General features: G+C 63.3%; 14 protein-coding genes. 4 read left to right on the top strand and 10 right to left on the bottom strand.

From position 1 onward, the window contains the following. Positions 1–183 precede the first annotated feature (183 nt). The 4 genes from GR167_RS00225 to GR167_RS00210 all read left to right on the top strand — a co-directional run bounded on the left by GR167_RS00225 (position 184) and on the right by GR167_RS00210 (position 3766). The gene (locus tag GR167_RS00225) at positions 184–660 is read left to right on the top strand and encodes a methanogen output domain 1-containing protein (RefSeq protein ID WP_160971433.1); all 477 of its coding nucleotides are present in this window, start codon (positions 184–186) and stop codon (positions 658–660) included. Next, positions 653–3007, top strand: a complete 2355-nt coding sequence (locus GR167_RS00220; RefSeq protein WP_160971432.1) for an ATP-binding protein — start codon at positions 653–655, stop codon at positions 3005–3007. The genes GR167_RS00225 and GR167_RS00220 overlap by 8 nt, the downstream gene beginning before the upstream one ends. Positions 3008–3027: 20 nt before the next feature. Then, positions 3028–3516, top strand: coding sequence for a hypothetical protein (locus GR167_RS00215; protein WP_160971431.1), 489 nt, complete (start codon positions 3028–3030; stop codon positions 3514–3516). A gap of 67 nt (positions 3517–3583) precedes the next feature. After that, complete coding sequence (locus GR167_RS00210; protein ID WP_160971430.1) at positions 3584–3766, top strand: hypothetical protein; 183 nt, start codon at positions 3584–3586, stop codon at positions 3764–3766. Between the two features lie 30 nt (positions 3767–3796). Here the strand turns inward: GR167_RS00210 and GR167_RS00205 are convergent, their stop codons facing one another. The 10 genes from GR167_RS00205 to GR167_RS00160 all read right to left on the bottom strand — a co-directional run bounded on the left by GR167_RS00205 (position 3797) and on the right by GR167_RS00160 (position 15326). After that, positions 3797–4021 (bottom strand): hypothetical protein, encoded by a 225-nt coding sequence (locus tag GR167_RS00205; protein WP_160971429.1) that lies wholly within the window; start codon positions 4019–4021, stop codon positions 3797–3799. Positions 4022–4033: 12 nt separating this feature from the next. Further along, a complete protein-coding gene (locus GR167_RS00200) occupies positions 4034–4357 on the bottom strand; it encodes a hypothetical protein (protein ID WP_160971428.1) in 324 nt (107 codons plus the stop codon). Beyond that, positions 4354–4752 (bottom strand): flagellar export chaperone FliS, encoded by a 399-nt coding sequence (locus GR167_RS00195; protein ID WP_160971427.1) that lies wholly within the window; start codon positions 4750–4752, stop codon positions 4354–4356. Before GR167_RS00195 ends, GR167_RS00200 begins: the two co-directional genes overlap by 4 nt. Positions 4753–5130: 378 nt before the next feature. Further along, complete coding sequence (locus tag GR167_RS00190) at positions 5131–9351, bottom strand: Hpt domain-containing protein (RefSeq protein WP_160971426.1); 4221 nt, start codon at positions 9349–9351, stop codon at positions 5131–5133. 65 nt (positions 9352–9416) lie between these two features. Next, complete coding sequence (locus tag GR167_RS00185) at positions 9417–9821, bottom strand: response regulator (protein ID WP_160971425.1); 405 nt, start codon at positions 9819–9821, stop codon at positions 9417–9419. Between the two features lie 58 nt (positions 9822–9879). Continuing rightward, a complete protein-coding gene (locus tag GR167_RS00180) occupies positions 9880–11307 on the bottom strand; it encodes a methyl-accepting chemotaxis protein (protein ID WP_235915801.1) in 1428 nt (475 codons plus the stop codon). Positions 11308–11652: 345 nt separating this feature from the next. Then, positions 11653–12174 (bottom strand): chemotaxis protein CheW, encoded by a 522-nt coding sequence (locus GR167_RS00175; RefSeq protein WP_235915800.1) that lies wholly within the window; start codon positions 12172–12174, stop codon positions 11653–11655. Positions 12175–12187: 13 nt separating this feature from the next. Next, positions 12188–13288, bottom strand: coding sequence for a protein-glutamate methylesterase/protein-glutamine glutaminase (locus GR167_RS00170; RefSeq protein ID WP_160971423.1), 1101 nt, complete (start codon positions 13286–13288; stop codon positions 12188–12190). Next, positions 13288–14112: a CheR family methyltransferase gene (locus GR167_RS00165; protein WP_235915799.1), complete on the bottom strand. Its 825-nt coding sequence runs from the start codon at positions 14110–14112 to the stop codon at positions 13288–13290. The genes GR167_RS00170 and GR167_RS00165 overlap by 1 nt, the downstream gene beginning before the upstream one ends. Continuing rightward, a complete protein-coding gene (locus GR167_RS00160; RefSeq protein ID WP_160971422.1) occupies positions 14112–15326 on the bottom strand; it encodes a chemotaxis protein CheA in 1215 nt (404 codons plus the stop codon). The genes GR167_RS00165 and GR167_RS00160 overlap by 1 nt, the downstream gene beginning before the upstream one ends. Positions 15327–15349: the final 23 nt, after the last annotated feature.

The following is a 15349-nucleotide window of genomic DNA, read 5'->3' as shown; positions in this document are numbered from 1 at the left end:
AAAACTCCGCTTTGCCGCTTTGTTTGGCACGGTCCTTGCTGTGAACAGTCAGGGCTTGACACGCAATGCGGGTGTTGATCAATCTGTGGGAGAAATGCGCGCCCGGTCAGCCAGCCACTCAGGCAGCCGGGCTTCTAGCAAACAGCAGAAAACCGCCGGGATGACGGAAGAAAGCACTAAGTGATGACTAAAGAAAGATTTTTAGCCAGCACCATCCATCATCTAGCGCATACGCTGGAAACCGTTGCCGGTGTCGAAGAGGCAGAAGCCTTCCTCAGCACCGTCGGCGCAGAGCTGGCGCAGGAGCTCTCAGACGGTCAAAATGCACAACCGGGAGAGGAGCCCTCCGCCTCCCAAGCGCTGTCGCAGCGGCTCATCGGCGTCGAAACCGGGATCGGGGCGGCGTTCGAGTTGGTCGAACAGGACGAGAACCTGATCGTTCTGGAAAACCACAGCTGCCCGTTCGGCCAGCAGATCGACGGCACCCGGTCGGTCTGCATGGTGACGGCGAACCTGCTAGGGCACCTGGCGTCGAAAGACACCGGATACGCCAAGATCCACCTGGAAAAGACCATCGCGCGCGGCGACCGGATGTGCCGGGTGAACGTGTCGCTGGACGAAAACGACAGGCCGGGGCTCGAGTATTTTTCCAATGACTGAGCTGGTGACCCTGACGCATGATGACAGCCTGGCGCGCTATGCCGATATCATAGCGCTGGACGTGTATCCCTGTTATCTGCTGACGGTCGACGGCAAGGTCGTGTTCAGCAACGCCGCCGCCGAACGGCTGTGCCCGGCGGATCAGTTCGAAACCGCGCTGCAGACACAGCCGCAGAATGCCGACTTCCTGATCCGCTGCGCGAAATCCACCAATCCCAAGATCGGCCGGTTGCTGCTGCAGCACGATCACGGCGGCACGTTCGGTATTCGCGGCCGCATGGCCCGCCTGCCCGCCCGCACCGCGATCCCGCTGCTGCTGGCGCGTCTCGATCCCGGCGATGTCGAGGATCAGTACCAGAAGCTGCGGTCGGAAAGTTCCCAGCTGCAGCGTGCCATCCGCGCCCGCAAGCGCAGCGACAAGCGGTTCCGGCAATTCCTCGACAGCGCGGTGGACGGGATCGGCGCGGTGGCCGCCAACGGCCGCTTCACCATGGCCAACAAGGCGCTGCTGCAGATGCTGGGGGTGGCCGACCTGATCGGTAAATCGCTGTTCAGCTATGTCGATATGGGCGCCGTTCTGCACGGATCGGCCGCGCCGTTCGAAGCGCCGACCGACCCCGGCAGTTTCCTGGAAAAAGTTTCCGGCACGCCGCTGGAAGTCTATATCGAAAGCGTCGAACACGACCGCTATCCGGTCGAGGTCACCTTCACCCCCACCGACGAACCCGGGTCTCGGCAATTCGTGGTGGTGATGCGCGACATCACCGCGCGCACCGAATATCGCGACGCGCTGGACCGGTCGCAATACCTGGAAGCGGCGCGCGATATCGCCCGGGCCAACGAACAGTCCAAGACCCAGTTCCTGGCCACGGTCAGCCACGAAATGCGCACCCCGCTGGGGGCGATCGCGACGGCGGCGGACCTGTTGCTGCAGGGCGACGACCTGAAACCGGAACAGCGGCAGCTGATGGAACTGATCCGCGGATCGTCCGACACCGCGCTGGAACAGATCAACAACACGCTGGAACATGTGCGTATGGACATGCGCCCGATCAAGGATCACCCGGTTTCGCTGTTCACCCCCAACCAGGTGCTGACACGTCTTGCCGAACAAAGCCGCATCGCCGCCGAGGCGAAGGGGCTTGAGATCAAGCTGGCGCTGGATTGCCAGGCCGACCAGCAGGTCGCGGGCTATCACCACCTGTTCCAGCGCGTGGTGCAGAACCTGATGGGCAACGCGGTGAAATATACCGATGCGGGCAGCATCACCCTGTCGGCGCGCTGCGAACAAATCGGCAAGCGCGGCGGGCAGAAACGGATGCTGGGCATCGAGATGAGCGTCGCCGACACCGGCAGGGGCATCGCCGCCGAAGAGGTCGACCGTCTGTTCGATCCGTTCGAAACCGGCAGTTCCGACTATAACAGCCTGGCGCAAAGTGCCGGCCTGGGGCTGAGCATCGTCAAGCGCGCGGTGGATGCGATGGGCGGGTCGATCCGGGTCAGCTCCACCCCCGGGATCGGCACCGAATTCCGCGTGTCGCTGAGCTTCGCCCTGCCCGACGCGGGCTTGCTTCCCGCCAGCGACGAACCCGAAATCCAAGAACCGGACGCCAACGGGTTCCGGGTTCTGGTGGTCGACGACAATCCGCTGAACCGCGACCTGATGGTCAAGCTGCTGACCAGCGAAGGCTGCATCACCACCTGCGCCGAAAGCGGCGAGGCGGCGCTGAAAGCGGTCGAAACCGATGCGGTGGACGCGGTGCTGATGGATATCGGCCTGCCCGGGATCGACGGGCTGGAAGCGACCCGGCGGCTGCTGACGCAATCGGGACATGCCGGGATGAAGGTTTTCGGCCTGACCGGGTTCAGCGACCCCGAGACCACCGAACGCGCCGGTATCGCCGGGATGGACAAGGTCTATGTCAAACCGCTGCGCCGGCCGCAGCTATACGAAATCATCCAGCGCGTCCGCAGCGCTGGCGGTGCAATGCCCGCGCCGCGGCAGGCGGCGCAGATGCCTGACCTGCTGGACAAATCCGTGTCGCGGCAGATCGCCAAGATCGCCGGTGAAAACTGGTCGGTCTTCGTGCACCAGCTGCAAAAGGAATGCCTGACCACGCTGGACCACCTGCGTAACGCTCTTGCCGCTTCGGCCAGCGACGACATCGTGGCGATGGCGCGCAAGGCCAGCGTGACGGTCACCACCGTCGGCGCCACCGCCCTGAACCAAAGCTTCCTCGAGATCGAGGAACGGGCGCAGACCGGACGGCTGGACGACCTGCCCCAGCTGCTGGACGCGACCGAAACCCTGCTTGAAGAAACCCGTCTTGCCCTGGCGCTGCTTTAACCGCCGGACCGGAGTATGTTATGATTTCCCTACCCTTTTCCACCAACAACCTGATCGGCCCCGCCGCCTTTCTCGCGGTGACGCTGACCTTTACCGGCGGGATGTTCATCTTTGCCAACCCGATCACCGTATCGCTGGCCGAGATCCAGGCCGAGGCCGCGGAAAACGATCCCAACCGCAACCGTCACTACGTGACCTTCCCGATCGACATCACCACCAACGCGCCGCGTCTGGGCGTGACGCTGCATCTTGAGATCGGGCTGGCGGTGCGCAACGAGATTTCGCTGGAAATGGAAAGCATGATCCGGGTCAATTCCGAACAGATCGTGCCCTCGATCACCGAAGCGATCCGGCTGTTGCTGGAAGACCCGACCGTGACCGATGTCGAAGCCTTCCAGCAGGAATTCCCCATCTATGCCCGCGATGTCCTGAACCGGTCGCTGAAGACCGACGAATTGCCGGACCCGGTGCTGGAAGTGCTGATTTTGAAGCTGATTGCCGCCTCCTGACCCGATTGCGCCCGCAGTTGGCAAGGAACTTGCAACCCGTATGGCAGGACAAAGCAAAGGAACTGCCATGCTTAATCAAAGCCTGAAGACCCTTTTCTCTCAGACCGAGGGCGATGCCGTCAAAATGGGAGTTGAAGTTGTGCATTTCGACGCCAATGACATCCCCGCCAAGCGCAGCGTGATGTCGATGGAGCACCTGTTGTCGCCGCTCGACGCGGAGCAACTGTCGCGGGGCAGCGGACGGGGCTGAGGATCAGCCCCCTCGCCTCAAGTTTCCTGCTCAGCCTTCCTGCTTGACCAGGCGGGCCCAAAGCCAAAGACGAAACACGAAAGCCACAGCGCCCAGGACCATGCCGCCGACTGCCAATGACAGGGGGTCAGGCATCATCGCGGCAACGACCTGGGCGGCTTGCGGTTTCATTCCGATCAGGACGATGAGGGCGAAACCGGCCCCCAGAAAGGCCCTGAGCCACTGGCACCGCTGGCATGTGTTTCGCTTACTCATCACCACAACTCCTTATTTGCGAGAATAGGCCAACCTGACCTTCTGGTCCGCCTCACGCCGTGCCTTGAGCATCTGGCGTTCCTGCTGAATCTCGCCTGCCGCGGTACCCAGACGGGCCACCGCATCCCGCAACGCATCGACATAGCGATCGTCCGAGGGTTCCATATCGGGCATCCCGCCGATCAGTGCCAGCGCCTTGCTGCGCAGCACATGATCGAGGCGGCGGAATTCGTTCAGGTCACCGTCGCGGGCGGCCTTTTCGAATTGCTCAAGAAGGGTGTCGAACTCCTCCAGCAGATCCGTTTCGGGTTCGCCGCTCTGCGGAACGTCGCTCATCCGGCTTGCCTTTCCACCTGCGGCCCGATTTCGGTCCAGGCATCCAGGATGCCGGTAATCGCATCCGCGGCGCTGGCGATATCCGCGCCCTCTTCTCGGCGGAACGCCTGCAGCACGGTCTGGCGGCAATATTCGTACAGTTCGAACAGGCTGGTGGCGATGTCGCCGCCCTGTTCGAAATCGAGGCTGGATTGCAGCAGGTAGATCGCGCGCAGGGATTTGTTGACGTGATCCTGCGGATAGGTGCTGTTGCTTGCATCGGCCGCTTTGAGAACACTCAGCGACTGCTCGAGCTCACTCAGGATCACGCGAATGATCTGATAGGGATCGTCGGGAATGTTCACACCCGATGTGCCGGTCTGGCGGTACTTGTTACGAGCGAGAGCAAATGTCATCGGGCGGTTCCTCTGGTAACATCCATCTGTCTGTCCCTAATGAAAACGGCACGGCGGGCCGCTTTATTTAGCTGTTTTTTCGGGATCGTATTTTCGATCAGACCCAGTCCGGGCGCAGCGCCCTGCGGGGGTCTGATGCGGCCTGTTGCGCCCGTCGCGGCGCGCTGCCGACATCGGCGGGGCGCCGGATCGCGGCCGGCTGCGCCGGGCGCCCTGCCCCGGCACGCACCGGCGGCCGGATCAGCCTGCCGGTGAAACGCGCGGCCCTGCTCAGGCCGGCAAAAAGGAGCCGCCGCAAGGCGCCGGCTCCGATGAAAAGGGCGAATGCCAGGTGTTGTCGTAGTGATTTCATCGCCTCGTTGTCGCTGTGTGATGCGTTCAGGCCGCGTCGGCCAAACGATCTACAGCAACAACCATGCCGACTTCGCCGCCCGACAGCAGTGCAAGCCCCATCATATTGCGAATTCCCACCAGCGGCCCCTGCAGCGGGCGCAGCAGAACCAGCTGCTGACCCAGCATTTCATCGACCGGCACCGCGATGCGGGTGTCATCGCTGCGCAGCACCACATAGAGGTTCGCCGCGCCGCCGTCGTTGGCCGCGTTCAACTTGGACAGAACGCCGCCCTGCAGGCCGGTGGCGTCCAGCGGCCGGATCGGCGCCAGTTCGCCGGTATCGGTGCGCAGCATGGCGTTGTTCTGCGACGCCGCGATCGGCAGCAAAGCGTCCGAGGCGCCCAGCTGGATCCGCTCGATCGAATTGACCGGCATGACATAGCAGACATCGCCGACCCGCACGACCATCCCGTCCAGCAGCGCCATATGCACCGGCAGCGACAGGTGGAACCGCATGCCGCCCGACGGCATCTGCACGGGGCGGAATTCGCCGCCTTCGCGCACCGCCACCTGGTGCAGTTCCTGCAGCACTTCCTGATCGGGATCGGATTTGCCGTCGTCTTCGAGCTGGACCGAAATCCGGTTGTCGTTGCGCGACAGCGACAGGTGGAACTGGGCCGGGCCCTCGGCGCCGGTCAGGCGGCTGCGGATCAGCTTCTTCAGCAGCTTGGCCAGCGAATCCAACATGGTCTGGTCGATCACTTCGTTTTCGCCGTTATGCGACATCCGCGCTTCCTTGCCGGCCTGGCGCGACCGCGCCTCGACAAAGGCCGCGAGGGTGCGCAGCAGGATGCCCGCGGGACGTTCGCGCAGCTTGGCGGTTTCTTCCTGCAGCCGGCCCATCTGGGTGTTCAGCTGGGTTTCGGCCTCGGCGGCGCGGGCGACCTTGTGGGTATAGGTTTCGATCAGATCGCGCAGCGCGTTATAGGTGTCGCCCTCGATCGCCGGCCCGGCATCGGAACCGCGGCGGCGCAGCACGTGATCGACCGCCTGCATCAGGTCGCTGGAGGACAGATCGTCCAGGATGTGGTGCACCATCGCCTGACCGGCCGAAATCTCGCCGATCGCTTCCATCAGCGGCAGGCTGATCGACGGGCCGGCATGGCCGCCCTCGGCGATATGGTCGTCCTCTTCGTGGTCGTCCTGGTCTTCTTCCGAACTGTAATCGGGTTCCAGCACCAGTTCGACGAACAGCTTGGTCGCCGACGGGTCCATCGCGGTCATGTCGCCGACGATGGCATCCTGTTCCAGCTCGGTGGCCAGCAGGAAATCGAACAGCGTCTTGTCGTCCTGGAACACCGTCACGTTGGTGATCATCTGCGCGTTGCCCGCGCCGATCCATTCCAGGAACTTCTCTGCCAGGGCTTCGTCTTCGTTCAGATCGGCCCGGATCACGTAGAAATGCTTGCGGTCCAGCAGCGCCTGATGCGCCGCCTTGACGCTGTCGGGCGACAGCACGCGGTGGAATTCCTCGGGCAGGCCCAGCTTGCGTTCGATGGTGCGGGCCGACACGACGCCGCCCTGCTGGAAGGAAATATTGGTGGCTTCCTCGAACAGGTCGTCGATCTTGGACAGGTCGGGATCGTCGCCCTGGTCCAGCGCGTCGAACACCAGCTCGATGGTTTCCAGGAAACCGCGCGCCATATGCAGCATCAGCGCATCGGCGACCGAATTGGTGTCGTTCACCCGGCCGAACAGATCGACCAGCGCCATGGTCAGCTGACCGGCGGTATCCATCCGGTAATGGCTGCAGGCATGGTACACCAGCCGCATGTGATGGTTGAACGAGGCGAACCAGTCGTCGCCCTCGCCGGTCAGCGACACCCGTTCCATCATGTTGCGCAGTGCGCCCAGGGTGTCGAAAATCTGATCGGTGGCCCAAAGCTGCACCAGATGCGACGGCCGCACGGTCAGATCGCCCGACACGCTGCTTTCGATCGGCATCACGTGTTCGTAGCTGATCAGTTCCTCATAGAAGGACAGCTGCTGAATCCGGGCCGCCTTGACGGTTTCGGCCTTGGCGATGCGGCGCACCGCATCCTCGGCGCGGACCAGGCCGAAGGGGTCGACCTTGGAAACGACTTCCTCGGCCAGGTCGTTCAGGGTGGCCTGCGAGCCTTCGAGATCGTCGTCCAGCTTCAGCACCGCCTCGGCGATCTTGCTGTAATAGGGTTCCAGCTGGCGGAACAGATCGTCGGCCTCGTCGCTGCCCGATCTGGGCTGGGCGATCGCCCCGCCCTTCTGCAGCGCCTCGGCATTGGCGAGGAAGCCGTCGATACCTTCCTGGATCGCCGCGTCGCTGCTCAGCTTGGCGGCGTTGTTTTCGAACGCTTCCAGCAGCACGATCCAGTTGTCGAAGCCCATCTGCTTGGCCGCGTGCAGCAGGTTGCCGACCTGCTTGACGATGCTGTCGCGGCGCTCTTCGACGCTGTCGGAGGATTTGCGGATGCCTTTCAGCTTCTTGACCAGGTCCTCGGTCATATCGGCATAGATGGCGCGATAGGTCGGGTCGTCGGCCAGGGATTTCTTCCCGCCCGCCGCGTCTGGCGCGGCGGCAGGTTCGGCAGCGGGCGCTTCGGCCACGGGGGCCGGGGCCGGTGCGGGCGCCGGTTCAGGAGCCGGGGCCGGTGCGGCCTGGGCGACGGGTGCAGGTTCCGGTTCCGGCGCGGGGGCCGGTGCAGGCGCGGCGGCCGGGACGGCGGCCACTTCGCCGCCGTTCTGCAGCGTCTCGACCTGACCCAGGAAGGTGTCGATCCCGCCCTTCAGATCGGATTCCATGGCGAAACTGGCAGCGCTCGCCTCGAACCCTTCGAGAACCGAAATCCAGTTGTCGAATTCCATCTGCTTGGCCGCGTGCAGCAGGCCACCGACATGTTTGACGACGTTGTCGCGACGCTCTTCGAGATCGTCATCGGCATCGCGGATGGTTTTCAGCCGCCCGACCAGATCCTCGGTCATATCGGCGTAGATCTTGCGATAGGTCGGGTCGTCCGACAGCTTCGCCTTGCCTTCCTCAGTGGCAGGCGCCGCTTCGGCCGGGACTGCGGCGGCTGCCGGTTCCACCGGGGCTGCGGCGGGCGCCGGTTCAGCTGCGGGGGCCGCAACCACCTCGCCGCCATTCTTCAGCGCCTCGACCTTGCCAAGGAAGCCCTGCAGGCCAGCGACCAACGCATCGGCGGTTTCCAGCGCCGGGCAATCGAAGGCGAAATCTTCAAGCAACGACACCCAGTTGCCGTATTGCATCTGCTGGGCGGCGTGCAGCAAGCCGTCGACCTGGCGTTCGGCCGCCTTTCGGCGTTCTTCGAAATCGTCGTCCGAACGGATGATCGTGCCGATCTTCTCGATCATCTCCTCGGTCATTTCGTCGTAAATCTTGCGATAGGTCGGGTCGTCCGCCAGCGTGTTCAGCGGCGGGCCGTCATCGACCGGGACCGAAGATTCCACCGGGGCCGCCGGGGCGGCGGCGGGGGCGGCCGATGCCGCTTCCTGCGCTGCCAGTTTCGCCGCCGCGTCGCTGCCATTGCGTACCGGGCCTTCGGCCTCGTGCGCTTCCATATCGGCCTCGGCCGCGGCCTTCTTGGCGGCCAGCGCGTCGGGGTCGAGATCTTCGTCGAATTCCCAGAAATCATCATCGTCCGAGGACCCGGACTCTTCGCCGTCGGACATTTCGTCGAACAGCGCCGACATGTCCATGCCGCCGACCGCTGCCGGGGCTGCGGCCGGGGTTTCAGCTTCCGCAACGGGTTCCTCGGCGGGCTCTTCTGCCGGGGCTTCCGCCTCGGCGGCGGGTTCTGCCGGGGCCGCGTCGGGATCGCATTTGGCGATCATTTCCTTCAGCTGGCGCAGCAGGTCTTCGGAGGGTCCGGGATCGACATCGGCACGCGTCGCGGCCACGTCTTCCAGCATCTCGCGCAGCGTGTCGCCGGCGAGGAACATCAGGTCGAGGATTTCCTGGCTCAGCGGCACGCCGGAATCGCGCACCAGACCGATCAGATCCTCGGCCAGGTGGGCCCGGCTTTCGACGACCGACAGGCCCAGGACCCGGGAATTACCTTTGAACGTGTGAACCGCGCGGAACAGGGCTGAAATATGCGGCACCTGATCATCGGCGCCGTCGGACAACGCGTCCAGCGCCGCTTCCATCGCGTCCAGGGACTGTGCGCCGTCATCGGCAAAGAGTTCCCAGATTTCATCCATTTCCGACATGGCTCACCCGTTCCTACAATTGTTACTTGCTACCGATCCCGCCGACCTTATCGACCCTATCGACCTTATGCCGCGACCAGCCTGCGCATGGTGTCGCGCAATTCGTCCCCGGTCTTTTCTTCCAGGTCGTGCGACACGGTACCCGAGGGTTTGGCGACGACGCCGTCGGCGCCCAGTTCGCGCGCCTTGGCGGCGTGCGGCGACCCCTGCACGGTGACCGAAGACAGCATGCAGATCTTGGCCCGGGTCTTCAGCTTGGCGTGACGCAGGAATTCCAGCCCGTCCATCACCGGCATTTCGATATCCAGCAGGATCAGGTCGAGATCGGGATGATCGGACAGTTTGTCCAGCGCTTCCTGGCCGTTGGCGGCCTGGGCCACCATCTTGAATTCCGGCAGGGAATTCAGAAAGCTGGAAATATAAAGCCGCATCATCGCAGCGTCGTCCACGATCATCACTTTATAAGACATTGTGGTTTCTCCTTGAGGAAAGGTTTGCCCCCTGCCCCGCGGCAGGAGGCATGAAGCGTCAGAAGTTGCTGAACCCGCGTTCGTCGTAATCGCCGTGGCCGTTGGCGTGGCCATTGCTGCGGCCGTTGCCCTTCATCACGGCGGCGGCGGCGACCGGCGGAACCGCGTGGCCCGCATCCATCATTTCCTGCAGCTTGGCCATCATTTCGGGCGGCAGGTTGTCCAGCCCTGCGATGGCATCCCACTGGCCGGCATTGACGGCGGTTTCGCTGAGCCGGAAGCGGCCGATTTCCTTCGCCATATGTTCGGTGGCGGCGGTCATTTCGGCCGAGGTCGCGGCCAGTTCGTCGGCCTGCTGGCTGGTCGACAGCGCGGTGCGGGCGACTTCGCCGATGGCGGTGTTGATCTGGGCCACGCCGCGCGACTGTTCTTCCGAGGCGCGGTTGATGGTTTCCACCAGGTCTTTCACCTCGGCGATGTTGACGGCGATCTTTTCGAAGCTTTCGCTGGTTTCGGCGGCCAGACGCACACCGGCGGTCACGCGGTTGGCGGCCCCTTCGATCAGGTCCGAGGTTTCGCGCGCCGCCTTGGCCGAACGTCCGGCCAGGTTGCGCACTTCCTGCGCCACCACCGCGAAACCGCGGCCATGTTGACCGGCCCGCGCCGCTTCCACCGCGGCGTTCAGCGCCAGCAGGTTGGTCTGGAAGGCGATTTCGTCGATCACCTTGATGATCTTGGCGATATCCTGCGACGAGGCGTCGATGCCTTCCATCGCTTCGACCATTTCGTTGATCTTGCCCTGGCCTTCCTGCGCCACTTCGGCGTTCACGTTGACCAGGTGCGCCGCGTTCTTGGCGGCCTCGGCATTGGCCTTGACCTGAACATCGGTTTCTTCGGTCGAGGCCGAAACCTCATCCACCGAGGAGGACGCGATCTGCGAATTGGTGGCCAGTTCCTGGCTGGCGCTGGACATCTGGCCGACGGTCTGGGCGACCTGATCGACCTGCGATTTCAGCGCGTGGAACGACCCGTTCAGGCTGGTGAAGGCGGCTTCAAAGGCTTCGACGACTTCGCGGTATTCGCCGCTGAATTTGTCGGTATCCGCCTTGACGTCCAGGTTGCCTTCCATGATCGCGTTGGACAGGCGCTTGATTTCCTCGGTCACGTCGGTGAACCGCTTGCGGGTGCTGTCGATGGTGCGGTTCAGCTGCGCCTTGTCGCCCGGCAGCTGCGCCATATCCGCGGAAAAATCGCCCTGGCTGAACTTTTCGAAAACGTTGATGCCTTCGAGGATCGGCCCGACATGGCCGCGGGTCATCGTGTTGATCGCCTCGGCGGCTTCCTTCACTTCATCGCAGCTCAGATCGTCATGCTCGATGAAGTGGCCGATATCGCCGCTTTCCTGCGCGTCGCACATGGCCTTGATCCGCGCCAGAAGCGTCTTCAGTTCGCTAGCCTGCTGGGCCTCTTCATTTGCATTGGTCATCGGAGTAGTCCTTTCCTGGGGGCGGGCTGTTCTCGTATTTCTCTTATTAGCGGCAGGTTTCAGATTTTCTTTAGGCTCTGCGGCCTGCGCCTCTGTCGGTTTTTCGTTTTCAATCTTCGGTGGTTCGCTATCGGTTTTCAGCAATCTCGGCTTTGGCTGAACCCGGCGCCGGCTCTGGGCTTGCGGCTTACGCTCAGTCATGTGGTTACCTCTGAAATTTCAAATCGTTACCAATCAAAGCTCACCCCTGCGGCGAACCTGTATTCCTTCGGTTTCAGGCCGTGGGGCCCCGCCGAAGGCCGTCGCTCCGGCCTTCGGTATCGTCACAGTTACGTCTGGCCTTGATCAGGCGGAGACCGCTTCGGGCATGCTCAGTTCCACATCCGAAACCAGCATCGCGCTGTTGAGGATGATGGCGACGTTTTCGCCGACGCGACCCAGGCCTTCGACCAGGCCCTGGCCTTCGCCGCCGCCCATGCCGCGGGCGCTGTCGATATGATCGTCGGCGATTTCCAGAACCTCGCTGACGCGGTCGACGATCAGGCCGACGGGCGATCCGCTCAGTTCCAGCACGATGATCACGGTGCGGTCGTCATAGGCGCGTTCTTCGAGGTTGAAGCGCAGCCGCACATCCATCAGCGGGATCACCTTGCCGCGCAGGTTGATCACGCCCTTGATGTAACGCGGCACGTCGGGAACGGTCATGATCCGCTGCATGCCCACGATTTCCGTCACCACCGCGATCGGAACCCCGTAGGTTTCCTTGCCGATGGCGAAGGTCAGGTACATGTTGTCGATATTGTCATCGTCATGCAGCAGGGTTTCTGCCTCTGCCGGGACGGTTTGGTCCTTGGTCATATCGGTCATCCTCAGGATCCTTTCAAACCTTGTAACTTTCGAGCCTGTCGCCCGCGGTCGCGCGGGCACAGGAATTCATCAACCACGAAGACACGTCGTCGAGGGGAAGCAGCGTTTCGGGCGCCCCGATCTGGTGCGCGGCGTTCGGCATCCCGAACACGACGCAGCTCGCCTCGTCCTGCGCGGCGGTACGACCGCCGGATTTCCGAATGGCCAGCTGGCCTTCGGCGCCGTCCTTGCCCATCCCGGTCAGGATGGCCGAGGACACTTTCCCACCCGCCACCTGGGCGACGGAATGGAACAAGACATCGACCGAGGGGCGCGAGAAGCAGACTTCGGGCCCGTCGATCAGCCGCACCTGGTGGCGGCCCATATGCTTGATGACGGTCATGTGTTTCGGACCGCCCGGCGCCAGCAGAACCAGGCCGTTTTCCAAAACGTCGCCGTCTTCGGCTTCCTTCACCCGCAGCGGCCCCATCTGGTTCAGGCGCTTGGCGAAAGAGGCGGTAAAACCTTCCGGCATGTGCTGCACGATCACCACCGGCGGGCAATCGGCGGGCAGCGTTTCCAGCACCCGGGTCAGCGCCTGCACCCCGCCGGTCGAGGCGCCGATGGCGATCATCCAGTCGGGTACCTTGGCCAGCGACGAGGGCGCCACCGGTTTGGGGCGCATCGGTTGCGCGGCGGGCTGACGCGCCGCCGACATGCGCACCTGCGCGCCCGCGGCCACCTTCACCCGCTGGGCGATGCTGGCCATCATGTCGCCCAGGCCACCGCCCAGTTCCATCCGCGGCTTGGCGATCACGTCGACAGCACCGGCAGCCAGCGCATCGACCGTGGCCTGCGCGCTGCGTTGGGTTTGCGACGAAATCACCACGGTGGGGATCGGGTCGGTCTTCATGAAGCTGCGCAGGAAGGTCAGCCCGTCCATATTGGGCATTTCCAGGTCCAGCGTGATCACGTCGGGCTTTTTGCGCGCCAGGTATTGCATCGCCATATTGGCGTCGGCGGCGGTGCCGATGATTTCGATTTCCGGGTCCTGGCCCAGACCGATCGACAGGATTTTGCGCACCATCGCGGAATCGTCGACGATCAGGGTGCGGATCTTGCGTTGCTCCTGCATCAACCCGCCCTCCGGTAAATCCCGGTGGTGACCGGGATCCAACCCGGGCAGAGGTCGCGCACCGCTTCGGTGACACTGGTGATCAGCCAGCCACCGGGTTCGGTGGCGTCATAGAGCGCGCGCAGCGTCGCGGCCTGATCTTCGGGTTCGAAGTAGTAGAGGATGTTGCGGCAGAACACGACCTGGAACTGCTTGGCAAAGGGGTAAGGCGTGGCCTTCAGGTTCAGGCGGCGGAAGGTGCAGGTGTTGCGCAGCTCTTCCTTGACCCGGTGCTGTTCGATCCCGGTGGGGATCATGTATTTCTGCCGGATGCCCGGATCCATCTGGGCGATCTGGCGGCTGGAAAACACGCCCAGTTCGGCCCGTTCCAGCACCGGGGCGCTGATATCGGTGCCCAGGATCATCAGCTTGTTCAGTGCGTGCATGCCCAGATGTTCGGCCACCAGCATGGCGATGGTATAGGCTTCGTCGCCGGTCGAAGCGGCGGCGGACCAGATCCGCATCTGTTCGCGCTGGTTCAGCTGCGGCAGGATGTTCTTGGCGAAAGTATCCAGCACTTCCGGTTCGCGAAAGAAATAGGTGTGGTTGGTCGAGGCCGCGTGCATCACCGCCAGTTCGACATCGTGACGGTCGCCCTTGATGATGGTGCCGGCCAGTTCGTCCAGGTCGGTCAGGCTGAAGCTGCGGGTCACCCGCGCCAGACGCTGGCGCAGCAGGTCGGCCTTGTGATCGGGATAGGAAATGCCGCAGCGATCGCCCAGCCAGGACCGGATACGCTCGTACCCGGCGTGATCCTGATAAGCGCCATGATCCATCACAGACATTAGTTTTCTCCCGCCGCCAAGCGCTCGGCATCCAGCACGAGAGCGACTTCACCAGTACCCAACAAGGCGCAGCCCCAGCTGGCACGCACCTGCGCCAAAACGCCCGAAAGCGGCTTCATCACCACCTGCTGACGGTCCAGAACTTCGTCCACCGGCACCGCGATCAGGCGGCTTCCGGCCTTCAGCACGATCACCACCGTGTCCGACAGCGGCACCAGATCGGGCAGGCTGTCGCCATAGAAGGTTTCCAGGCGACACACCGGCACATGGCTTTCGCGCAGCCGCAGCATTTCGGCCCGGCTGCCGGCGGAAATCGACATGCAGGATTCCGGCCCCGGCTTGACGATTTCGAAGATGTCTTCGACCGGCACCGCGAACAGATGGGTGCCCTGGCGCAGCAGGATGCAGTCGAGGAAGGCCAGCGATACCGGGATATGCAGCGACACCTGGGTGCCGACGCCTTCGGTGCTGTCCACCGCGATCCGGCCGCGCAGATCGCGCATGGTGGTGTTCAGAACGTCCATGCCGACGCCGCGCCCGGACAGGTTCGACACCTTTTCCGCGGTCGAGAAACCGGGCTCGAAGATCACCTTCCAAAGCTTTGAATTCTCCGGCTCTTCATCGGGACCATACAGACCCCGCTTGCGCGCGATATTGAGGATCTTGTCGCGGTTCAGCCCGCGGCCGTCATCGCCGACGACGATCTGGACCTCGCTGCCGACCTGGGCCGCCGACAGGGTGATGACACCCTTTTCCGGCTTGCCCGCGGCGATGCGTTCGTCGGTCTGTTCCAACCCGTGGTCGGCGGAATTGCGCAGCACGTGCAGCAAAGGGTCGTAAAGGCGGTCCGCCACCATCTTGTCGATCGCGGTATCGGCGCCAATGACCTCAAGCGAGATACGCTTGCCGGTCTGGCGTTCCATTTCGCGGATCATCCGCTTGAGCCGCTTGAACACCTCGTCCACCGGCACGAGGCGCAATTCGGTGGCGGCATCCTGGACTTCGCGCACGATCATGTTCAGCCGGTGGGCGGCCGCTTCGAACTGGGTGCGGTCCCCGGTATGGTCAAGGTCGGGGGAATTCACGGTCTCCGTAACGCTCAGAGACAATTCGCCGACAAGATCCATCAACCGGCTGATCTTTTGCGAAGAAACCCGCAAAAGGGCGCCAGCGGTGGCTTGCTTGTCTGCAACGGTTTCTACCTCAGCCGACATTTTGACCCTGATCCTTCCTGTTA

Origin of the sequence: Thalassovita mangrovi (genome assembly GCF_009857745.1) — a bacterium.
Taxonomy (GTDB): Bacteria; Pseudomonadota; Alphaproteobacteria; order Rhodobacterales; family Rhodobacteraceae; genus Thalassobius; species Thalassobius mangrovi.
This window is presented reverse-complemented; position numbering and strand designations above follow the sequence as displayed.

Bases quoted from the DNA above. Each gene is read 5' to 3' on its own strand.
- GR167_RS00170 (WP_160971423.1), bottom strand. From the start codon at position 13,288: ATGCAGGAGCAACGCAAGATCCGCACCCTGATCGTCGACGATTCCGCG.
- GR167_RS00210 (WP_160971430.1), top strand. From the start codon at position 3,584: ATGCTTAATCAAAGCCTGAAGACCCTTTTCTCTCAGACCGAGGGCGAT.
- GR167_RS00185 (WP_160971425.1), bottom strand. From the start codon at position 9,821: ATGTCTTATAAAGTGATGATCGTGGACGACGCTGCGATGATGCGGCTT.
- GR167_RS00175 (WP_235915800.1), bottom strand. From the start codon at position 12,174: ATGACCGATATGACCAAGGACCAAACCGTCCCGGCAGAGGCAGAAACC.
- GR167_RS00200 (WP_160971428.1), bottom strand. From the start codon at position 4,357: ATGAGCGACGTTCCGCAGAGCGGCGAACCCGAAACGGATCTGCTGGAG.
- GR167_RS00180 (WP_235915801.1), bottom strand. From the start codon at position 11,307: ATGACCAATGCAAATGAAGAGGCCCAGCAGGCTAGCGAACTGAAGACG.
- GR167_RS00215 (WP_160971431.1), top strand. From the start codon at position 3,028: ATGATTTCCCTACCCTTTTCCACCAACAACCTGATCGGCCCCGCCGCC.
- GR167_RS00225 (WP_160971433.1), top strand. From the start codon at position 184: ATGACTAAAGAAAGATTTTTAGCCAGCACCATCCATCATCTAGCGCAT.
- GR167_RS00195 (WP_160971427.1), bottom strand. From the start codon at position 4,752: ATGACATTTGCTCTCGCTCGTAACAAGTACCGCCAGACCGGCACATCG.
- GR167_RS00160 (WP_160971422.1), bottom strand. From the start codon at position 15,326: ATGTCGGCTGAGGTAGAAACCGTTGCAGACAAGCAAGCCACCGCTGGC.
- GR167_RS00220 (WP_160971432.1), top strand. From the start codon at position 653: ATGACTGAGCTGGTGACCCTGACGCATGATGACAGCCTGGCGCGCTAT.
- GR167_RS00165 (WP_235915799.1), bottom strand. From the start codon at position 14,112: ATGTCTGTGATGGATCATGGCGCTTATCAGGATCACGCCGGGTACGAG.
- GR167_RS00190 (WP_160971426.1), bottom strand. From the start codon at position 9,351: ATGTCGGAAATGGATGAAATCTGGGAACTCTTTGCCGATGACGGCGCA.
- GR167_RS00205 (WP_160971429.1), bottom strand. From the start codon at position 4,021: ATGAGTAAGCGAAACACATGCCAGCGGTGCCAGTGGCTCAGGGCCTTT.